The 21809-nt window shown below is 69.9% G+C and carries 15 protein-coding genes and 1 pseudogene; 14 read left to right on the top strand and 2 right to left on the bottom strand.

What is annotated here, in order from left to right; translation table 11 throughout:
* Nucleotides 1–77 precede the first annotated feature (77 nt).
* The 7 genes from ACGFZQ_RS44350 to ACGFZQ_RS44320 all read left to right on the top strand — a co-directional run bounded on the left by ACGFZQ_RS44350 (nt 78) and on the right by ACGFZQ_RS44320 (nt 10983).
* Complete coding sequence (locus ACGFZQ_RS44350; RefSeq protein WP_393845242.1) at nt 78–2921, top strand: ATP-binding protein; 2844 nt, start codon at nt 78–80, stop codon at nt 2919–2921.
* 178 nt (nt 2922–3099) lie between these two features.
* The gene (locus ACGFZQ_RS44345; protein ID WP_393845241.1) at nt 3100–5862 is read left to right on the top strand and encodes an ATP-binding protein; all 2763 of its coding nucleotides are present in this window, start codon (nt 3100–3102) and stop codon (nt 5860–5862) included.
* Nucleotides 5863–5975: 113 nt separating this feature from the next.
* The gene (locus ACGFZQ_RS44340; RefSeq protein WP_393845240.1) at nt 5976–6704 is read left to right on the top strand and encodes an alpha/beta hydrolase; all 729 of its coding nucleotides are present in this window, start codon (nt 5976–5978) and stop codon (nt 6702–6704) included.
* A gap of 167 nt (nt 6705–6871) precedes the next feature.
* A complete protein-coding gene (locus ACGFZQ_RS44335; RefSeq protein ID WP_393845239.1) occupies nt 6872–8125 on the top strand; it encodes an extracellular solute-binding protein in 1254 nt (417 codons plus the stop codon).
* Nucleotides 8097–9020 (top strand): carbohydrate ABC transporter permease, encoded by a 924-nt coding sequence (locus tag ACGFZQ_RS44330; protein ID WP_393845238.1) that lies wholly within the window; start codon nt 8097–8099, stop codon nt 9018–9020. Before ACGFZQ_RS44335 ends, ACGFZQ_RS44330 begins: the two co-directional genes overlap by 29 nt.
* Nucleotides 9021–9031: 11 nt before the next feature.
* Entirely contained in the window at nt 9032–9847 is an 816-nt protein-coding gene (locus ACGFZQ_RS44325; protein WP_393845237.1) for a carbohydrate ABC transporter permease, read from the top strand.
* Between the two features lie 161 nt (nt 9848–10008).
* Nucleotides 10009–10983, top strand: coding sequence for a helix-turn-helix domain-containing protein (locus tag ACGFZQ_RS44320; protein ID WP_393845236.1), 975 nt, complete (start codon nt 10009–10011; stop codon nt 10981–10983).
* 13 nt (nt 10984–10996) lie between these two features.
* Here ACGFZQ_RS44320 and ACGFZQ_RS44315 read toward each other — a convergent pair.
* Nucleotides 10997–11509, bottom strand: a pseudogene (locus tag ACGFZQ_RS44315) (transcriptional regulator); the annotation flags it as partial.
* A 338-nt stretch (nt 11510–11847) separates the two neighbouring features.
* Between ACGFZQ_RS44315 and ACGFZQ_RS44310 the strand changes: the two are divergent.
* Nucleotides 11848–12078, top strand: coding sequence for a helix-turn-helix transcriptional regulator (locus ACGFZQ_RS44310; RefSeq protein WP_393845235.1), 231 nt, complete (start codon nt 11848–11850; stop codon nt 12076–12078).
* Nucleotides 12079–12148: 70 nt separating this feature from the next.
* A complete protein-coding gene (locus tag ACGFZQ_RS44305) occupies nt 12149–12550 on the top strand; it encodes an SsgA family sporulation/cell division regulator (RefSeq protein ID WP_225102584.1) in 402 nt (133 codons plus the stop codon).
* A 3-nt stretch (nt 12551–12553) separates the two neighbouring features.
* Here the strand turns inward: ACGFZQ_RS44305 and ACGFZQ_RS44300 are convergent, their stop codons facing one another.
* The gene (locus ACGFZQ_RS44300) at nt 12554–14227 is read right to left on the bottom strand and encodes an MFS transporter (protein WP_393845234.1); all 1674 of its coding nucleotides are present in this window, start codon (nt 14225–14227) and stop codon (nt 12554–12556) included.
* Nucleotides 14228–14517: 290 nt separating this feature from the next.
* Between ACGFZQ_RS44300 and ACGFZQ_RS44295 the strand changes: the two genes are divergently transcribed.
* The 5 genes from ACGFZQ_RS44295 (at nt 14518) to ACGFZQ_RS44275 (ending at nt 21489) form a co-directional block, all read left to right on the top strand.
* Nucleotides 14518–15882, top strand: a complete 1365-nt coding sequence (locus tag ACGFZQ_RS44295; protein WP_393845233.1) for a cytochrome ubiquinol oxidase subunit I — start codon at nt 14518–14520, stop codon at nt 15880–15882.
* The gene (locus tag ACGFZQ_RS44290; protein WP_393845232.1) at nt 15875–17152 is read left to right on the top strand and encodes a cytochrome d ubiquinol oxidase subunit II; all 1278 of its coding nucleotides are present in this window, start codon (nt 15875–15877) and stop codon (nt 17150–17152) included. The genes ACGFZQ_RS44295 and ACGFZQ_RS44290 overlap by 8 nt, the downstream gene beginning before the upstream one ends.
* Before the next feature lie 2 nt (nt 17153–17154).
* On the top strand, nt 17155–18924 hold the full coding sequence (locus tag ACGFZQ_RS44285) for an ABC transporter ATP-binding protein/permease (protein ID WP_393845231.1): 1770 nt from the start codon (nt 17155–17157) through the stop codon (nt 18922–18924).
* Nucleotides 18921–20666, top strand: coding sequence for an ATP-binding cassette domain-containing protein (locus tag ACGFZQ_RS44280; protein ID WP_393845230.1), 1746 nt, complete (start codon nt 18921–18923; stop codon nt 20664–20666). The genes ACGFZQ_RS44285 and ACGFZQ_RS44280 overlap by 4 nt, the downstream gene beginning before the upstream one ends.
* 67 nt (nt 20667–20733) lie before the next feature.
* The gene (locus ACGFZQ_RS44275; protein WP_393845345.1) at nt 20734–21489 is read left to right on the top strand and encodes an MIP/aquaporin family protein; all 756 of its coding nucleotides are present in this window, start codon (nt 20734–20736) and stop codon (nt 21487–21489) included.
* Nucleotides 21490–21809: the final 320 nt, after the last annotated feature.

Here is a 21809-nt window from a genome sequence, read left to right as displayed (position 1 = left end):
TGGCACGCTTGGGCAGCACTCGCCTGGTTCCACACGTTCCGTCTCCTCCCAGCCACGCACTCGTACGGGGACCCCGCTTGGACCGTTTTCAGCAGCCGTTCCCCACTGACGGACCCGGTGGCGTACAGCCGCCTGTACGGGGCCGGGAAGAGGAGCTGGACTTCATCGGCGCGCGGTTCGACGCGCTGACTCAGGGGCGCGGCGGCATCGTGTGCATCGAAGGCGCGCCCGGCAGCGGCAAGAGCCGTCTCCTGTCGGAGGCGCAGGCCGTCGCGGTGCGCCGTGGGCTGAGGGTGTTCCGCGGAGGCGCGGATCCCGACGGCCAGTTCGTTCCGCTGGGCCCGCTGCTGGACGGTCTACTGACGGGCCCCGAGCCGTTGTTCGACATGAACAGGCTGCGTGACCTCGCGGCGGCGCCCGAGCAGCGGTTCTGGCTGTTGCAGGAGCTGCAGGACCGGCTGGAACAGGCGGCGCTCAACACACCGCTGGTCATCGTCCTGGACGACATCCAGTGGCTGGACGACGTGACACTTCTCGCCCTGCGCACGCTCTCGGCCCGCCTGTCCTCCCACGCGATCCTGTGGCTGGTTGCCGTCCGCAGCGGCACGAGGACACCCGGCGTGCGCACGACGTTGGACCGGCTGGACCGGGCCGGTGCCCATCGGCTCCGGCTCGGACCGCTGGCCGACACCGCGGTCGCCCAGATCACCGAGGACGTACTGGGAGCCCCTCCGGATCCGGCGACACTGGGCGTCGCCCGCCGGGCGGAGGGCGTGCCCCTGCTCCTGGTGGAACTGCTCCGCGGCATGCGCGACGAACACTCGGTGATCGTTGAGCACGACGTGGCGCGTCTGACGGGCGGACACCTTCCCGACCGTTTCCAGAGCTCCGTACGACAGCGTCTCGACCAGCTCTCCGAACCGACCCGGGAGATCGTGCAGACCGCGTCCGCCATCGGCCGCACGGTCACCGTCGACCTCCTGGCAGAGCTGCTCGACAAGCCGACGGCGACGCTGATCGCACCGTTGGAGGAGGCCCTCGACTCTCATCTGCTCGTCGAACGGGACGACCGGTTGCTGTTCCGCCACGACCTGATCCGCGAGGCCGTCGAGGGCAGTCTGCCCGTGTCCGTACGCCGGGCTCTGCGGTGCCATGCCGCCGACGTCCTGCTGGCGCGCGGCGCACCGGTCACCGAGGCGGCCGCCCTGCTCCTGGACAGTGCGGGGCCGGGTGACCGCAGGGCCGTGCAGCTGCTGAGAGCCGCCGCGGCGGAACTCTCGACGTCCGCGCCGTCGTCAGCGGTGGAACTCAGCCGCCAGGCGCTGGAACTCACCGCCGAGCAAGCCCCCGAGCGGCCGGCGATCATCGCCGAGATGATGCTGCTGCTCTGGCAGGCCGGACAGCCGGAAGAGGCTCAGGGGCTTGCCGCCGCGGCTCTGCCCGGCAGCATGGAACCGGAGGCCGAAGCGCGGGTGCGGCTCGGCCTGGCGCGGGTGTCCGGCCAGTACGACTTCACGGAGGCGGCTCGGCAGGCCGAGGCCGGAGCTGCTCTTCCCGGTATCCCGGCCTCGCTGCGGGCCCAGTTGCTTGCGCTGCGGGCCATGGAGTTGGCGATGGTGGGCGACTTCGAGGTGACCGCCCATGCCGTGTCCGATGCTCTGGAGGCCGCGGCGCAGGCCCAGGACAAGGCCGCTGAGGCCACCGCAGTCGCCGTCGACTCGGTCGTGCGGTTCTACCGGATGGACTGGAGTGCCGCGTTCGAGTACGCGGACCGGGCTTCGGCCCTGGCGGCCGAAGTCGGGTTCGCCCATTCGCTGTGGGTGCCGGAGGCTCTGTGGACGGCGTTCCTGCTGAACGCGGCCGGCCGTTCGGTCGAGGCGCTCGCCGAGTCCGAGGCCGGTGTGCGCGAGACCCAGCGGCAGGGCCAGGCCGCGGCCATGGGCTCGTGGATCATGAACAGATCCCGGGTGCTGCTGGACGCGGGCCGGCTGGCGGATGCGCGGGCCGAGGCCGAGGCCGCGTCCGCGATGGCCGACGAACTCGGCATGGGCAACTTCGCCGACGCCACCCTCCTGTACACGCTGGTACGTGTCGCCCTGCACACGAACGACCTGAAGGCGGCGAGTGCGTACGCGGCCGACGTGAAGCGGATGCTGAACGACCCGGCCATCCTCGTGCGCAACGTCGGCTCCTGGCTCCTGGCGCTGGTGGCGGACGCCGAAGACGATCCTGGCCGGGCCATGACCCTGCTCGACGAATCCTTCGGGACGTTCGGCCTGGACGGCCCCTCCCTGGCCAGCCCGGACGATCCGGCCGACGCACCCGTCTTCGTCCGCATGGCCTTGCGGGCCGGCGCAGTGGAACGTGCCGCGGCCGCGGTCGCCGTGGCGGAGCGCCGGGCGGCCCTCAACCCGCAGTTCCCGATCCTGGCAGCGGCAGCCGGGCACGCCCGGGGACTGCTCGACAACGACCTCGTTCTCCTCCTGCGTTCCGTCGAGTTGTACGAGGGCATCCCCCGGCTGATTCCACGGGCCTCAGCGCTCGAGGACACCGGGCGCAAGCTGGCCGCACGGCGCGTCGTCTACGCCGTGCCCCACCTCGACCAGGCACTCGACCTCTACACCCAGGCCGGGGCCGAGCGGGACGCCGCACGCGTCCGCCGTCGCCTGCGGGCCTTGGGGTCGCCCCGGCGCCGTACGACGTCCAAGGGGTCCGTCACGGTGTGGCCGGAGCTGACCGCCTCGGAGGTCGCGGTGATCCGGCTGGTGGCTCAAGGCCTGACGAACCGGCAGGCCGCGGAGCGTCTCGCGATCTCACCGCACACCGTGAGTTCGCACCTGCGGCACGCGTTCACCAAGCTCGGCATCACCTCCCGGGTCGAACTCGCCCGCCTGGCAGTCGCCCGCGAACACATAGAGTGACTGGTTCGTATCCCACGTCCTCCCCCACCATCGGCCGGACTCGTGTGATGCGCGCGTCCACGGTCCATTGGCAGAATCGCCACCTCGGGGAAGGGATCTGCTGCGGACGGGTGCGGTCACTCGTCGGCATGGGCTGAGCCCGGCTCCGGCAGGCGAGTGCGGGTCGGAAGGGGCGTACGTGGTGGGGTCAGGCGGGTTGCTGACCCGTAGCGGTCTGCGCGGCCGAGAGGCCGAACTCGAAGAACTTCACACACTGATCGCCTCGGTGGCCCGCACCGGAAGCGGCGGGTTGGCCCTGATCCAGGGGGAACCCGGCATCGGCAAGACCACGCTGCTCACCGAGGCCGTCACCATGGCCAGGGCAGCGGGATTCTCCATCGGCCTCGGCAAGGCCGATGAACTGCATCGCATTGTGCCCCTCTCATCGTTGGCGGCCTGCGTCCTGCACGGCGACCAGCCGCTGCTGTCCGGCGACGCCTTCGCCGATCTCGCGCGGAATCAGGATCAGCGGATCTGGCTGGTGGAGCGGCTCGCGGAGGCGATCGAAGCCAGAGCCGGCAGTGCGCCGGTGTTGATCGGCCTGGACGACGTGCACTGGGCCGACCCGCTCAGCCGGTTTGCGCTGAAGCAGCTTCCGGCACGTCTGCGGACCTCGCCGGTTCTGTGGATGCTGGCCGGGCGACTGGACCCCGCCGGGCCGACGGAAGAGATCCTTGCGGCCGCGGCCGACGGGCTTCCGGCGGTCGCTGTGCCCTTGAGGCCGCTGTCCGGCGCGGCCATCCGCCAACTGGCCGACGACACCCTGGGGGCAGCCGTTGACGAGCGGGTACGGGACCTGCTCGACGGGGCCGGAGGCAACCCGTTTCTCGCGGTCGAGATGCTCGCGGGACTGGGTACCGCCGAGGCCGCGGGTGATCTCGTGCCCTCGACGCTCGTGGTGGGTGTGCGTGGCAGGCTCAGATCCCTGCAGCCCAGCACCCTGCGTTTCCTTCAGATGGGAGCCGTGCTGGGGCGTCGGTTCGGCTTCTACGACGCCGCCGCGCTGTGCGGCCAGCCGCCCGCCACGTTGATCTCGGCGCTGGAGGAGGCGATGCGCGCCGGACTTCTGGGCGACGAGGGCGACCAGCTGGTCTTCCGCCATGATCTGCTGCGCCAGGCCGTCTACGTCGACGTCCCGCCGTCAGCCCGGAAGGCCCTGCACCGGGAGGCTGCCGGCCACCTTGTCTCCGCGGGCCGCCGGCCGATCGACGCGGTGCCGCACATCCTCAGGGGCGCCCTGCCCGGAGACGAGGAGGCCGTGGCGCTGCTGCGGCGAGCCGCCGAGGATGTGCTGCCGGTGACGCCGGGACTCGCGGCCGACCTGATGACGCGTGCCCTGGAACTGGTGCCGTCCGCACGGTCGCTGAGGTTCGAGGTGGGTGAGGAGGCGATCCTCTGCCTGACTCGGGCCGGCAGGAGTCGAGAGGCGCTGTCGGCCGGAGACCGGCTGCTGGCCTGCCGACCGTCGCTGGAGGTGTTCAGCCGACTGCAGGCCGCCCTCGGCGGGGCGCTGTGGAACTTGGATCTCGCCGAGGAGCTGCGCCGCCGGTGCGAATCGGCCCTCGCCGTCGGAGGCGCCGCTCCGGAGGCCGAGGCCCGGCTGGCCGCCCTACGGGCGCTGGCCCTGTCCCGGGGACATGATCTTGTCGCGGCGCGTGAGGCAGGCGAGAGGGCGCTGCGTGCCGCCACCGCGACCGGTGACCGGGAGGCGCACGTCCTGGCCCTGTCCGGGCTCGGCGAGATCGCGCAGAACGCGGGTGAGAACGCCGTCGCGCTGGAGCGCTTTGCCGCGCTCAGCACCATCGACTCCGCTTTCCTTCCCGAAGAGATCGTCGCGCACCTGCACATGGACGACTTCGCGTCCAGCGCACGGCTGCTCCTGCAAGCAGCGGACAGTGCCCGCTCGATGCGTCAGGCCATGATGCTGTGGGCACAGGGCCAGCACGATCTGGGGCTCGGCCGGCTCGACGACGCCGACGCCGACTTCGTGACCATGGAGCGCCTGGAAGACGACGTACAGGTACCCGTCCAGCAGGTGAACGCTCGTGTGATCCGCTCCCGGATCGCCTTGCTGCGCGGCGACCGGGAAGCGGCGCGGGAGCACCTGGCCGCCGCGCAGGAAAGACTGGCGGTCAAACCGAACCCGGGCAACACGGCCGCGGTGCGCTTCCTGGAAGCCGTCCACGCCGAGGCCGACGGGGACATCGGGCTTGCCGTCGACAAGATCCGGCAGGTGCAGAAGGAAGGTTCCTTCATGCGCTGGCGGCTGTTGCGCGACTGGGTCGACTCCGCGATACGCATGGCCCTACGCGGCGCGGATCACGAGCTCGCCGAGGACCTGGCCGCACAGGCCCAGACCCACGCCGAACGCAACCCCGCCGTGCCGACCGCCACGGGCATCGCGGCCCAGGCCCTCGGACTCGCGAAAAACGATCTTGCCCTGCTCGAACACTCCGTTGCACTGCTCAAGCCAAGCCCGCGCCCGCTGGTCCGGGCCGCCGCCTACGCCGATCTCGGACAGGCGCTCCTCACAGCGGGCCGGAGACCTCAGGCAGTGGCCGCCCTGACGCAGGCCCATGGCATGTTCGCCGAGTCAGGCGCTCACGCCGCAGCGGCCCGCCTGCGGCGTGACCTGGACGGTGCAGGGGCCGGCAGCGGCAGGGCAGTGACCAAGCAACGCCCCGTCCAGGGATGGGGCGCCCTCACGGCCTCGGAGAAGAAGATCGCGCGCCTGATCGCCGAGGGCCACACCAACCGGTCGGCCGCCGACCTGCTCGTCGTCTCCCCGCACACGGTCAACACACACCTGACCTCCGCCTTCCGCAAGCTGGCGGTGAACTCCCGGGTCCAGCTCGCCAACCTGGTCATGGCCTTGCCCGACACTGAGCGGACCTGCGGATGATTGGTACGTTCACGCGATGCCTCTCCGTGCCTGAACCCACTTGGCTGGGACAGCGAACTCAATCGGAGGGCACCGCCATGCCATCTATCCCCCCACCGCCGACCATCGTGCTCGTGCACGGGGCGTTCACCGATGCCTCATCCTGGGCGAGGGTCATCAGCCTCCTTCACGCTGCCGGTTCGACCGTGCGTGCCCCGGCGAACCCACTGCGCGGCCTGAGCCATGACGCTGCCTACATCAAAAACGTCGTGCGCGACATCGATGTCCCTGTCGTGCTGGTCGGTCACGGCTACGGCGGCGCGGTCATCACGCACGCCGCCGCCGACGCCGACAACGTCGTGGCGTTGTGCTACGTCGCAGCGTTCGGCCTCGACGCCGGCGAGTGCATCCTGGACATCACGAGCCGGTTTCCCCCCATGCCGGTGGCCGACGCGACCTTTACCGCCGGCCTTCCGGCGCAGCTTCCCGGCGGCCCGGACAGCGAGCTCTACATCAGTGAGGAACGGTTCCCGCAGGTGTACGCCGCCGACCTTCCGCCCCACGTGATGAATGTGATGTCCGTGGCGCAACGCCCGATCGCCCACAGCGCGCTGACCAGCAGATCGGGCCCGCCGGCCTGGGCCTCCAAGCCGTCCTGGTACGCCATCGCGACCGCCGACCGGATGCTCAATCCCACCGCTCAGCGCTTCATGGCACAACGTATGGCGGCCACCGAATACCTGCTGGACGGCTCGCACGCCCTTGTGCTGTCGCAGCCCGACGCCGTGGTGGCGATGATCCGGGAAGCCGCCGAACAGGGCACCGGTCGCGGCGACGGCGGAGAGCTTGGACAGCCCTTCTGAGCAGGGGAGGGAGGTGGTCACACGTCTTCACGCAGAGCCCTATAGCATGCATTCGAACGGAAGATGCCGGTATGGGCCATCTCAACCGCACCCCCCCCGGAGTCCGAATCCGCCCACGCCTGCGCCACCGATCCCGGCCACAGACGTCCCTCGGTAAAGGCACCAGCATGATCTCACCGGCCAGACCGCCGGCGCGGCGGACAGCCGCCCTCCTGAGCGGAGCCATCGCCCTGGTACTGACCACCACCGGCTGTGGTGGCGGAACCGGCTCCGGATCCGCCACCAGCAAGGTCACGTCCATCACGGCGCTCGACTACTACACCGACGAACCCGAACACAGCCAATGGGGCGAAATACTCACCGCCTGCGGCAAGGCCGCCGGCGTAAAGGTCGAGCAGACGAGCGTTCCGGGGGCGTCGCTCATCCCCAAGGTCCTGCAGCAGGCGTCGTCGCGGACCCTTCCCGACCTGTTGATGCTCGACAACCCCGACCTGCAGCAGATCGCACAGACCGGCGCGCTGACCCCGCTGAACCAGTACGGCGTCGACTCCAGCGGCTTCGCCAACGGCATCCTGTCGGCGGGCACCTACAAGGGAAAGGTGTACGGTCTGGCGCCCTACGTCAGCACGGTCGCCCTCTTCTACAACAAGGACATGCTCGCCAAGGCCGGTGTCGCCGTACCGAGGACCTGGGACGAACTGAAGACTGCAGCGGCCAAGCTGACCCGTCCCGGGCGCTACGGCATGGCGGTCGACGCGAACGCCACTTTCGAGGGCAGCTGGCAGTTCCTGCCCTTCCTGTGGTCCAACGGCGGGGACGAGAAGCAACTGGACACTCCGCAGGCCGCGCAGGCGCTCCAGCTGTGGGTCGACTTGGTGAAGAGCGGATCCATGTCCAAGTCGGTGCTGAACTGGACGCAGGCCGACGTCCACGATCAGTTCGCCGCCGGAAAGACAGCCATGATGATCAACGGCCCGTGGCGGATCCCGGCCCTGGACAAGGACAAGAACCTGCACTGGGGAGTGGCCCCCATCCCCGTTCCCAAAACTGGGCAGACCCCGGTCACGCCGCTCGGCGGTGAGGTGTGGACGGTCCCGCAGAGCCTTTCCAAGGCCCGGCAGGAGAAGGCCGCCCAGGTCCTCGCCTGCCTGAACGACTCCTCCAGCATGCTCGCCCTGGCCAAGCAGCACTTCACCGTGCCCTCCCGCTCCACCGTGGCCTCCGAGTACGCAGAGCAGGTCCCGTCGATGGCTGCCTTCGTCAAGAGCGTGGAAGCGGCCCGGTCCCGTACCAGCCAGCTCGGCGTCAAGTGGCCCAAGGCGGCGACCGGGATATACACCGCGATCCAGTCCGCGCTGACGGGCGAGCAGACACCGGAGGAAGCCCTCAGGCATGCCCAGCAGATCGCGACCGGTGACTGACCCGGCCCGGGCGCGCTTCTGGGAGCGGCTGGCCCAGTGGATGTACATCGTGCCCGCCGCGGCGTACCTGCTGCTGTTCTTCGGCTACCCGATCGCCAAGAACATCGTGATGAGCTTCCAGCAGTACACGACCACGACGTTCTACACGGGTGCCGCGCCGTTCGTGGGACTGCAGAACTACTCGAAGATCCTTGCGTCGGACCCGTTCTCCAAGACCCTGCTGACCACGGTCCTGTTCACCGCCGGCTCGATCGTCGGGCAGTTCGCACTCGGCCTGGCCTTCGCCCTGTTCTTCCAGCGCCGCTTCCCGCTCGGCGGAGTTCTGCGCTCGCTCCTGTTGTTGCCGTGGCTGCTGCCGCTGGTCGTCTCCGGAACGACGTGGAGGTGGATGCTCGACCCCGACACGGGAGTCGTCAACGCAGCACTGCGCGGCCTCCATCTCTCGTCGTCCGGCGTCCCCTGGCTCACCGGCACCTCACAGGCGCTGGTGTCGGTGGTCCTCATCAACATCTGGGTCGGAATCCCCTTCAACACCGCGATCCTGTACGGCGGCCTGCAGGACATCCCCACGCACCTGTACGAGGCGGCGAAGCTGGACGGCGCCGGCCCGCTGGCGTCGTTCCGCCATGTCACCTGGCCGCTGCTGCGGCCCGTGGTGAGCGTCGTGCTGGTGCTGGGCGTGGTCTACACGGTCAAGGTGCTGGACATCATCCTCGTGGTGACGGGCGGGGGACCGGCGGGCGCCACGGAGACCCTCGCCACCCAGTCCTACGAGCTGTCTTTTCAGCAGTTCGAGTTCGGACGCGGTGCCGCGATGAGCAACGTGCTCATTGTCATCTCTCTCGTCTTCGCCGTCGTCTACCTGCGCGCCAACCGGCGCGCTCGGAACATCTGAGAGGTGACCCCGTGAAGCGCGCACCGGGCCGTGGCCGGCCGTCCACCGTGGTCGGGATCGCCCTGCTCGCGCTGATGCTGTTTCCCGTCTACTGGATGGTGAACGCCTCGCTCCAGCCGGCGGGGAACACCCTGCGGGGAGACTGGTTCCCGTTCCATCCGGACCTCAGTGGATACGTCACCGCGCTGCGCGATCAGGGGCGCAACCTCGTCACCAGCCTCGTCGTAGCCCTCGGCAGCGTCGCCCTCAGTCTGGGGCTCGCCGCGCCGGCGGCCTACGCGCTGGCTCAGTTCCGCCTCCGCGGAGCCAACCTCGTGCTCTTCGGCATCCTGATCACACAGATGGTGCCGGGCATCGTCGTGGCCAACGCGCTCTACAGCGCCTACAACGACCTGGGGCTCCTGAACTCCTACCTCGGCCTGATCCTCGCCGACTCCACGGCCGGGGTCCCCTTCGCGATCATCATCCTGCGTACGTCCATGCAGAGCATTCCCAGGGAGATCATCGAGGCAGCGCGCGTGGACGGGGCCGGCAGACTGCGTGTCTTGCGCTCCGTGGTGCTCCCGGTGAGCACGAACGGGTTGATCACTGCCGCCGTCTTCACCTTCCTCTTCACCTGGAGCGACTTCCTCTTCGCCCTCACACTGACCACGACACAGACCGTGCGGCCGATCACCCTGGGCATCTACCAGTACATCGGTGCCCACACGAACCAGTGGAACGCCGTCATGGCCACCACAGTCATGGCGTCCGTCCCAGCCGCCGTACTGCTCGTCGTCGCTCAGCGCTACGTCGCCGCCGGCGCCACCAGCGGAGCCGTCAAGTGACGGGCATCTCGGTCCGGCACCCCTGGATCTAGCGGATTCACGCGATGTGCCGGCCCAGGCCGGCTGGCACGGTGTTCTGGAAGGCACACCGGATCTTCGCTGTCGGGCTGTCCGGTGACCGGATCCGAACCACCTGTCGATCAGGATGTCAAGGGGGCCAGATGTCCGTCGTCCTTTCCACCGCGGCGCTATCCGCAGGCGCCCGGATAGAGCGCTGGCATGAAGCGGTGTCTCAGGCGTTCGTACCGCTCGATGTCAATATCCTGGAGCAGGATCCGTCGCCGGGAAGAATCGTCACCCGCCAATGGGGTGCCACTCAGGTGTCGGACGTCCAGGCCTGGCCGCAAGAGGTGACGCGCAGCAAGCGCCTGATAGCCCGGGACGGGAAGGAATTCCTCATCCTCACGCTTCAGCGCACAGGCAGCGCCGTCAAGGAGCAGGACGGGAGGGAGTGCCTGATCAAGCCCGGAGATTTCTCCATTTCTGATTCGTCTCGATTTTTCAGAAAGAAAGTGCAGGGCGAGGCCTGCTTCACCTCCTTTCAGTTCCCCCGGAAGGAGCTTCGCGTGCGGGACGAGGACCTGCAGGCGTTGACTGCGAGAGCGTTCTCGGATCGCGGCGGAAGTGCCGCACTGGTCTCGGCCTATTTCGCGCGGATGGGGCTCGAAGCAGCGAGCTTCGACGACTTCGTCGGCCGTCAGGTCGTCGCCACCGGGCTCGACCTGCTGGCACTTTTCCTCAACGAGCGCAGCGGCCGCTTCGCGCCTCAGGCTCCCGAAACCGCCGCGGCCATGATGGTCCGAGTGAAGGACCACATCCTGCAAAACCTCTCCGACCCGGACCTGTCGCCCACCGTGATCGCCGCCGCCCACTTCATTTCAGTGCGCTACCTGCACAAGTTGTTCCAGTCGGAGGGAACCACCGTCGGGGAATGGATCCGGACCGAGCGGCTGGAGCGGTGCCGCCGGGATCTTCTGCGGTCCCCGGCTCTGGGACTCGGGGTGGCGACCGTCGCCCGACGCTGGGGTTTCGTGAGCCCCAGCCATTTCAGCCGGGTTTTCCGTGCCGCTTATGGCATAGCGCCTCGCGACTGGCAGCTTCAAGGCCTGTCCGGCGAACGGCGCACGGCTGAGTGATGGTTCCTCGCCGTCAGGCTTGGCGGGCGTAGGACGCGAGGCGACCGGCGAACGCGCCAACGAGGCCACGACGTTCACCGGGCCGCTCGATGACGAACGTCCGGCCGAGTGAGGCGAGTACCCCAGGCAACCAGTCGAACCGCTCCGCCCTCAGCTCGATGCGCCGCCGGCGCTCGGTCGCCCGGTCCCCGCCTGCCGCGGGGCTCGTGCTCATCCAGGCTCGCGACACCGGCGGGAAGACGGGCGCGGATCTGCTCAATGGGCGCCTCGAATGAGCCGGACAGGGGCCGCGCGTCTGTGTACTGATCGAGACCGGTCGGCGGTGGCGCACCGCTTCGGCGATGCCAAGCAGGACCTCAGCGTCCGGGGTGTCGAACTGACCGGGCTGATCCGTGCAGGCGAGAGCCTCCAGGAGCGTGTCGAGCCGACGAGCGATGTGCTTGGGCAGCCGCCGGATCTTCGTCGGCGCCGAGGCTCTGCGGCGGCCCCTGAGTGCCCCGCGCGGGAGGCCGGCCGGCCTCCCGGCGAACCCGGCCTGGACTGCGGCCGGCCTGGAGGAGAACCGCGCCACACAGGCACGCCTGCTGCGGGCAGCCGGTACCGCCGCCGCAGCGGCCGGCGACTTCGACGGCGCGATCCGGTCTTCGCGCCTCGCTGTTCGGAAAGGACGGCACGCCCCTGCACCTCTTCCTGGCCCCCGCTCGATCGCCGGCCTCGCCACAGCCGCCCAGCGGTGGTGCGCGCGGCCATAGGCCGCAGCCACAACCCGGATGACCCTGCTGCTGCACGCCGCAGCGCTGACCGGTGAGCCCAGGGACGCCGAGCACCACTTCGGCTCGCCACGATGAACCCCACGGGCGATCAATGGGCCGCCCCGCCGGCCCTGGCCACAGGCAAGGCTCCACGATCGCCGCGATGGCGCACCGGTGGGGTGTCACCAGTGCCGCGCATTTCAGCCGGGTGTTCCGGGCCGCGTGCGGGGTGTCCCCTGTGAATGGCGCGACACCCGGCTCATCGACGCTGAAACGGCTCCGTTCTTTCTCGGGCCACCTTTCATGCGTTCTTCGACAAGCTGCGTCAGCGGCGGGATTTTAGGGTCTTTCCCAGGAAATCCACTCATGCAGCCGTTGTTGGGGAATAAATGACACAGCCTCTTCCCTCGATCATGTGCAGGGTGACAGTGCACGTCAGTGTCCCGGCGGAGCTGCCGACTCCGTTGCCCGCGGAGCTGCACTACGACATGACCGACCCCTACGCCGTCCGACTCTCCATCGGCGCACCCGCGGCCAGACCGGTGGACTGGGTGTTCGCTCGCTCGCTGCTCATGGAGGGCCTGCGCCGGCCCACCGGCACCGGGGACGTGCACGTGCTTCCCCGGCACCGTTGCCATCCGGATTCTGTGCGCATCGTCCTGAGGTCCGCCGTCGGCGCGGCGCTCGTCGACATCAAGGCGTCAGCCGTCGCCGCGTTCCTGCAGCAGACCTTCTCGCTCGTGCCCCCGGGGACGGAGGGTCTCCACATCGACATGGACCGCGTCCTCGCCGAGCTCACCGGCAGGCTGGACTGAGAGTCAGTCAACCGGCCCGAGCGCCCGGGACGCCACATCGGCCGACTTCTCCGTCTCGGGCAGCACAGGGCCCGCGGCGGCATCGAAGGCATGGGTCACCTCCGGCGCTGTGCCCTCGACGAGCAGGCGGCGGGCCCGCTCCTCGTAGCGACGGTCGGTGGCCGTGAGCCGGCTGTGGTGCTGGGCGAGATGCTCCGACCACGAGGCGACCAGGTAGTTCTCGATGAACCGGTCCGCATCGTTGCCGTCCTGGTAAAGACCCCAGGTGAGGGCCCCTGTGCGCCGACGTGAGCGGGCCACATGGCCCATGCAGTCGGTGAAGGCGGCCCTGCTGCCGGGGGCGACCCGGTAGGCGACGGAGACCAGCACGGGGCCGTCGGCCGGTCCGGGCTCGAACACCAGGGGTGGTACGGGCCAGTGGTCGGACGGGGTCGGGTCGATAGCGTCCGTGCCGTGCAGCGGCCAGCGGCGCACACTCACCGCGCCGGCCAGCAGCACACCGCTGCCGGCCAAGAGGCAGACGGTCAGCCCCAGCGTGCCGGCCAGCGCGCCCCACAACGGTGCCGTGAGCGACTGCCCGCCCTGGAAGACCAGGAGGTAGACGGCGAGTGCCCGGGCTCTGACCCAGCCGGGCAGCCGCGTCTGGAGGGCCGCGTTGAGGGTGGACAGCACGCCGATCCAGGCCAGGCCGGCGGGCAGCAGCACGACCACTGCGAGCCAGGGGATACGGACCGTGGCGAGCACCGCCAGCACTCCGGCGAAGACGAGGGCCCCAGCGGCGAGGATGCCGTTGGCGCCGAGAGCGCGGCGGACGGCGGGCTGCACGAAGGCACCGCCCACTGCTCCGACACCGACCGCGCCGAGCAGCAGCCCGTAGCCCCCCGAGCCCAGGCCCAGCCGGCGGCTCGCGACCAGGGGAAGCAGTGACCACAGGGCGGCGCCGCCGGGGATGAACAGCACGGTCCGCAGCAGGACTCGGCGGACGCCGGGCGCGGACCACACATAGCGGCGGCCGGCGTGCAGGGCCGTCAGGAGCTTCTCGCCCTGGACCGCGGGCGCCTGAGCCGACGGCCGCCGCCACAGCAGGAGAACCGCCGCGATGCCGAGGTAGGAGGCGGCGTTGAAGGCGAAGACCCAGCCTGCGCCCGCTGCCGCGACCACCGCGCCGCCAAGGGCCGGGCCGAGGGCGCGGGCCAGGTTCATGTTCACGGCGCCGAGCGCAGCCGCCTGCGCCAGCCGGCGGCGTTCCACCAGCTCCGGCTGGATCGCCTGCCAGGCCGGGCCCATCAGGGCGGTTCCGCATCCGAGGAGGAAGGTGAGGCCCAGCAGCAACACCGGGGTGAGGGCGCCCACGAAGGCCAGCACCGCCAGCCCGGTAGAGACGGCGAGCATCGCGAACTGAGCGGCCAGCAGCACCGTACGGCGGTCGTAACGGTCGGCCAGCACACCCGAGGGCAGCGCCAGCAGTACGACGGGGAGGCCGGAGGCGGTCTGGACGAGTGTCACCAGCGCCGCGCCGTGGCCGATCAACAACCACTGGGCGCCGACCGTCTGCATCCAGCTGCCGATGTTGGAGACCAGCTGCGCGATCCACAGTGCGCGAAAGACACGCGCGGCGAACGGAGCCCAGGCCGAATCCGGTCCTGGGCGGTCTTTCGATGACGGTGCAGCGCTCATGGGAGTCCATGCCGGAATGAGGACGCGGACACCTTTCATCCGGCAATGTCTCAGGCGCCGTACGGGCACAGCCGACGGACACCGTAGGGGCGGCCGGCAAAAGCCGGTTGACCGAGAACGCACCGCCCATGACCCATGAGCGCACTGCTTTCGGGCCGGAATTGAACCGTGCCGCACCGCATGGTGCGTATTGCGCTGCCAGAACACCAGAGATGCGCCGGGAGGCAAAGGACGCCCGTCAACCGGCCCTACGGTGCCCCCCAGGACTCGTTCGACCGAGAGGAAACGCCGTGGCCTCGCCCGCAGTGGTGGAGATCTCTCGATGGCAGTTCGCCATCACCGCCGTCTTCCACATGAGTTTTCCCGCACTGACCGTCGGACTCTCGGTCTTCCTGGCCGTGATGTACACGGCCCACCTCAGGACCGGGAATCCGCTGTACCTCCAGATATTCCGTTTCTGGAAGAAGATATTCGCGGTCGGCTTCGGTCTCGGCGTGGTCGCCGGTACCGTGATGACTTTCGAGTTCGGCCTCAACTGGGGAAGATACGCCCATGCGGTCGGTCCGATCCTCGGTGTCACGATCGGAATGGAGGTCATCACGGCCTTCTTCCTGGAGGCCGGGTTCATCGGCATCATGCTGTACGGCGACGGCCGCGTGCGCCCCCGGACCATGGCGCTGGCCTGCTGGATGCTCGTCGTCGGCACCCTGCTGTCCACGACGTGGATCCTGTCCGCCAACAGCTGGATGCAGGACCCCGCAGGGTTCACCGAGGTCGACGGTCAGTTCCGGGCCAGCAACTGGTGGCACGTGCTGTTCAACCCGGCATTCTCCTACCGGTACCCGCACATCCTGCTCGCGGTGCTGATCAGCGCCAGTTGGTTCATCGGCGGGATCGCCGCCTGGTACCTGGTCAAGCAGCGCGCGCTGCCCTTCGCACGCCGCACCCTGTCCATCGCCCTAGGAGTGCTGGCCGTCCTGATGCCCATACAGCTGTACGTGGGCGACGCGACCGCCGCGTTCATGGGTGTACACCAGCCCGCCAAACTGGAGGCCTTCGAAGGCAACTGGAAGACCGACAACAACGGCTACAACCTGCTCGTGGTGCCCGACACGGACAAGGGCGAGAACACATTCCATGTCGAGATACCGCACCTGGGCGCCGTCATCGGTAAGGACCTGTCCGGAAAGGCGCATGTCCCCGGACTGTTGCAGACACCGAAGGACGAGCGCCCCAACATGTGGTCCGCCTTCTACGGCTTCCGTGCGATGTACTTCACCGCCCTGGCGATGTTCGGCATGGCCTTCGCCGGAGTGGTGTTGCGGTTGCGCGGCAGGCTGTTCACGGCCCGGCGGTTCCACCGGCTGATGGTCTGGATGGCCCCCGCCGGTGTCGTGACCATCAGCGGCGGCTGGATCACCGCGGAGACCGGCCGGCAGCCCTGGGTCGTCTACGGCCTGATCCGGACCAGTGACGCCGTCTCCCACCTCTCCCTCGGCGCGGCGATCGCCAGCCTCATCGGGTTCGTCGCCGTCTACGCGCTGCTGCTCGGGCTGTGGATCCGCTACATCGTCCGCACGGTGCGCACCGGCCCCGAGCACCTGGTGACCGACGCCAGCGCCGCCGTCCACCCCACGGAGACCAGCCATGCTTGATTTCGCGTCATACGCGTTGGTCCTGCTCGCACTCGGCGCCTATGTCCTGCTCGACGGCTATGACCTCGGCATCGGCATCCTGAGCCTGTTCGACCGCAGCGACCAGCGGCGCGAGGAGTACAACGAGCTGATCGCGACCGCCTGGGACGCCAACGAGAGTTGGCTCATCCTGGCGGGTGTGGTGCTGTGGGCGGGCCTGCCCGGGGTTTATGCCACCGTGCTGCCCGGCGTCTATGTGCCGCTCATCGTCATGCTGCTCGCCATCGTGCTGCGGGGCACGGCCATCGAGCTGCAGAGCGCCGCTTCCGGGTACCGGCGCGGCTGGGGCCTCGTCTTCGGCATCTCGTCGCTGGTGGCCACTGTGTGCCAGGGCCTCGTGGCCGGTGGCGTCCTGTCCGGACTGCCCCACCGTGGTGGGGTGTTCTCCGGGGGCACCTGGGACTGGCTGACGCCCTACAGCATGCTGTGCGCCCTGGGGCTTGTGGCCGTCTATCTGCTGGCGGGCGCCGCCTGGCTGCAGGACAAGACCATGGGGACCGCCCACGAGCGAGCGGGCCGACTGGGCCGACCGCTGATCCTCGCGGTAGCGGTGGCCGGCCTGGTCCTGGGATTCGGGCTCCCGCTCGCCGACCCGCAGCACCTGCCCTTCGACCAGCCGCTCCGCGCGACCCTGTTCGGCCTCGCGGTGGTGGTGGCCGTGGTCTGCGCGGCGATCGCCTGGTACGGCTTCGGCCGCCGGCCCGACTGGCGTCCGTTCGCCGCCGTGGCCGGAACGGAGGCCGCGGGCCTGCTCGCGCTCGTCGCCGCCACCGCCCCCGTGGTCGTACCGCCCGACCTGACCGTGCACGCGGCCGCCAGCCCGCACGGGTCGCAGCTGTTCCTGGTCATCGGGGTGGGCGGGTGCATGCCGGTCGTCCTGACCTACAACATCTACGCGTGGTGGGTCTTCCGCGGGAAGTTCGCCCAGCCACCGGCGTACCCGGACGCGGCGGGCCCGTCGGACACCGCGGATGCCGCCGAGCAGTCCGCGCCGTTGGCACCACCCGCGAGCGAGGGTCCGTGGGCGGTCGTTGTCGCCCGGCGCGTGCTCCTGACCGTCCTGGCCGTCGCGGTGGCCGCCGTCTCACAGGACATCTTCGGTGGGGTGCGGGTGTGGATCGACCGGGTCGGTGTCGCACTGTTCGCCGTGACCGCGCTCGCCGTGTGGATCCGGTCCGATCGCCGCTCGTCTGCCGCCGGCGAATTCGACCTCCAGGCGGGCGAACAGTGACCGTGACCGACGTCCCCGACCAACTGGCCCGGCTCGGCCGGGACGACGAAGACCAGCAGCGGGCGGCGGAACTGCTGACTCAATGGGCGGCGGTCGGCGAACCCGCGTTCCGGCGAGCCGGCACCCTGCGCGGGCTGGCGGCTGTGGGCCATGTGATGTGGGCGGCGGGGCTGGGTTGGACGGCCGAGGCCGCACTGCACTCCCCGCACGGGGGCGTGGCCCTGGCTCCTGTGCTCTCGGGTGCGGCTCTGGTCGCCGCCGGCTTGGTGCTGCGCGCGGTCCTGCTGGCCGCGGCGGACCGAGTCGCCGACGACGGGGCGGCGGCCGTTCAGGGCCACCTTCGCGCCCGCCTGCTCCTGGCCACACTCCCGTCCACGGGCACGCCCCCCGCGGAGGTGTCCGACGCCGCGCTCGGTGAGGCGCTGGACAGCGAGGTGGGCCGGCTGAGCCCATGGCTGACGACGTACATCCCGGCCCGGCGGGCGATGCTGCTGGGAAGCGGCATCATCCTGACCGCTGTCCTGGTGGCAAGTTGGGCCGTCGCACTGATGCTGGTGCTGGCCACCCCACTGCTGCCGTTCAACCTGAAGGTGATCGGCCTGGGCACCCGCGCCGCCGTGCACGCCCAGCTCACCGCCACCCGGAGGCTGAGCACCGACCTGCTGGACCAGCTGCGCGGACTGCCCACGCTCGTCGGCCTCGGAGCCGGTGAAGAAGCGGTACGCGCCACCGAGGCAGCCGACCGGGAGCTGGCCAGGCGCACCCAGACCGTACTGCGTGTGGCGTTCCTCTCGACCGCGTGGATCGAGCTTCTCATCACCGTGGCCATGGCCGTCGTCGCCACGTACTGCGGACTCGCCCTCCTCGGCTACCTCGACCTGCCGGTGGTCCCCTCCACCATGAGCCTGGGCACGGCGCTGTTCGTCCTCGTCCTGACCCCGGCGTATTTCGCCCCCGCCCGGGAACTGGCCCGCGGGTATCACGCCCGGGCGGAAGCTTCCGCGGCAGCCGAGTTGATCGCGGACCTCATCGACCGGGTTCCGGCCGCACCGGCCGAGGGGCGCCCGGCCCGAGTGCCCGTTGCGCGTCGACCGGGGCTGTCGGGCCCGGCCGGTGTCATCCTGGGGAACGTAGGGGTCCGATACACGGGCCGCGACCACGCGGCCCTGGACAACGTCACGCTGACCGTTCGGCCCGGTTCGATCGTGGCCTTCGGCGGGCCCAGCGGCGCCGGAAAGACAACCCTGCTCTCCGTGGCGGCGGGCCTGCGCGAACCGGACCGCGGCTGGTGCCTGCACACCATCGGTTCCGCGACCCTGCAAGCTTCCCCGGTCATGACGGCATGGGCCGGACAGCCCTCCTACCTCCTCCCGGGCACGCTGCGCGACAACCTGCTGCTGGCCCGGCGCGACGCCGACGACGCACAGCTGACCGCGGCGTTCGTGGCACTGGGCTTCGAGGACCTGCTGGCAGCACTCCCCCAGGGGCTGGCAACCCGGGTCGGCGAACGCGGCTGGGGACTGTCCTCCGGACAGATGCAACAACTGGTGCTGGTCCGGGCGCTGCTCCGCGACACGCCGCTGTTGTGCCTGGACGAACCCACCGCCCATCTGGACCCGGAGGGCGAGGCCCGCGTCATCGGGGCGATCCGGACGCTCGCGCGCACCCGCACCGTGCTGCTCACGACGCACAGTCCGGCACTGCTCGACATCGCCGACGACATCGTGCGGCTGGACCAGGGGCGCGTGTCCCCGATCAGGGAGACACTGTGACCGCATTCAGGCTGCTGTGGACAGCGGCGGACCAACGGACACGCCGGGACCTGCTGTTGGCGGCGGTGCTCGCGGGGACCGCCGAACTGTGCGCCGCCGGTCTGCTCGGGGTGTCCGGCTGGTTCCTGACCTCCTGTGCGGTGGTCTCCGCACAGGCGAACACCACCTGGTCGTGGATGTACCCCTCGGGGACGGTCCGCGCTCTGGCCCTGGGCCGCACCGGTCTGCGCTATTCGGAGCGTCTGGTCAGCCATCGCACCCTGCTCGACGCGACCGTCTCGTTGCGCTCACGGCTGGTCCGCGCCGCGACCACAGTCCCGGCACGCGAACTGCGCGGCCACCGTGACGGCGCCCTGATGGCTCGGCTCACCAGCGACGTCGCCGCGGTGGGCGGGATCCCCGGCCAGGTCGTCCCGCCGCTGGCCGGGATCGGCCTGACCGCCGCCGTCGTCGTCTCTCTGCTCATGGTGGCGAGTCCGCCGTCAGGTGCGACCGAACTGCTGCTGCTCGCGCTCTCCACAGCCACGGCAGTGACCGCCGAGCGGCGGACCCGCAGCCATCAGCAGACGGCCGCACAAGCGTGGGCCGCCGCACGCACCTCGCTGCTCAGCGCACGCTCCGCGCTTCCGGAGCTGCGCTGCCTGGACGCGGTCGATCTGGTCCGTGATCAGGTCGCGGATGCGGTCGGCCGGGCCCGGCGTGCCGAGGCCGCGGCTGCGTCGGTGATGCGCCGGTCCCGGCTGCTGCTACGGCTGCTGGCCGTGGCCGGTCAGACGACGGTCCTGGTCCTGGCACTGTCCGGTCCCGTCTTCACGCAGCCGGCTGCCGACGCCATCGGCGAAGTGCTGCTGGTCGCGGCCACGTACGAGCTGATGGAGACGCTCCCTCAGGTGCTCCGTGACCACGGTCTGGCCACCGACGCCGCCCAGCGGCTGACGGATCTTGCGAACCGCGCCCTCCCGGACGAGCTGCCGACCACATCCGCTCCGGGGGCGCCGCTCGCGGGCGCGGCGGGAGCCCTGGTGGCACGCCACGTGCCCGTCGGTATCGGCGACGCCCGCACCCGGTGGTCCGCGGTGATCGAGCCCGGCAGCGTCGTCATGGTCACCGGGCCCAACGGCAGCGGGAAAAGCACCCTGCTAGGGACCCTGGCAGGACGCATCGCCTCCGCCAACCCCCGATCTGTGCTGCTCGGTGACGTACCTGTCGAGTCCCTGCCCGCCCATGCGATCGCCGATTCACTCACGCTCGTCGAAGCCGAAGACTGGATTGCCGACGCGACCGTCGCCGACAACCTCCGGCGGGCCGCCCCGGGCGCGGACGACGACACGCTTCGGGCCGCGCTGGCGGCCGCCGCCTTGGAGCAGCTGCCCCTCGGCACTCCGACGGGCCCGTTGGGCGGTGCGCTCTCGCAGGGGCAGCGACGCCGCCTGGTGATCGCGAGAGCGGTCCTGCGGACGCCCGCGGTCCTCCTGCTCGACGAACCGACGGCCGGCCTCGACGACCGTACGGCCGTGCGGATGCTGACGGGCGTGCGCCGCGCCCTGCCGCACAGCACCCTGGTGATCGCACTACCGGACCGACACGACGACCTGCTGCCCTTCGCCACCACCCAGATCCTGCGGCTGACACCCACTCCCCATACAGGCGGTGCGCTGGAGGACCACGGCCAGTCGGAGGCCCGCCCTACCGCACCGATCCGGCCCCGTACGCTCACAGGCAATTCCAAGACCCATGACTGAAGCCGCCACACCACCCAGCCGACGAACAGCACCCAACCAGACGGCCACCGCACCCACTCCGGCGGTCATCGCAGGACACAGTGCCCTTGAATGCCTCCTGACGGCGGTGCTCCTCTTCGGTGTGGTCACGATCGTGCGCTGGATCGCCGGGCCCTCACCGATCTCCGACGCGATCCCGCAGATCCACCTGAAACTGCTGATCACCGGACTGTCTGTAGGCCTGCTTCTCGTAGGGCTCATTCGCAGTCGACCGGGCCGGATCTCGGGAGGGCACATCAGCCCAGCGGTCTCCCTGGCCATGTGGCGCCTCGGAGTCTTCCCGGGAGTTTCGGTCCTTCCGTATATCGTCGCTCAACTCGTCGGGTCCGTACTCGGAGTCCTTGCCGCCCGCGCGCTGTTGGGGCCGGTGGTCGGTAACCCGCCGGTGCTGGACGCCGCGTTGCAGCCCGGCGTCGGCTGGTCCGCCAGCGGGCTGTTCCTGGCCGAGGCCGTCAGCACGGGGGTCATCATCTACCTCGTCGGGCTCTTCCTGCGGTCCCCGAAACTGGCGCTGCTGGTTCCCTGGCTGGTCGGCTTCCTGATCGGCGCGGCGATCGCCCTGCTGGGCACCACAACCGGAGGATCGGAAAACCCGGCACGCCAGTTCGGGCCTGCTGTGCTCTCCGGGCGGCTCGGCTTCCTGTGGGTCTACCTGCAGGCCCCAATGGTGGGGGTCGCGATCGCGGCCGCCGTCCTGAACAGAGCGCATCGCCGACACGCCGTGCTCACCCACCGGCTCTGCGGCACCCATGCCGACGGCTCTGCTCTGCGCGGGGCGCGATAGCAAGCTGCGGTCCTTCCGGGCTGCGCATACCGGCATCCGGCAGCCTTGGTGTGGCGAGTCCCTCGACCAAGGGCGGCCGTACGGCCTTCTCGAATTCAGCCTCGAATTCGGCGATTTCCCGGACCCGCTGTGTCCAGCTTCGATGATCCGCATCCCGAGCAGCTTCAAGGCACGAAAAGTGCACTGAGCGGCATTCCTTGGTGCAGCAGACGACAAGTTCCAGCCCTAGGGCCCTTCTGATGGCTCTTGGACGATGTCGCGAAGCCAGATGACGATCGCGGTGACGGTCAGGGTGCCGTTGAAGATGTAGTCGCGCTTGT

Origin of the sequence: Streptomyces sp. NPDC048254 (assembly GCF_043201895.1) — a bacterium.
GTDB lineage: Bacteria > Actinomycetota > Actinomycetes > Streptomycetales > Streptomycetaceae > Streptomyces.
This window is presented reverse-complemented; position numbering and strand designations above follow the sequence as displayed.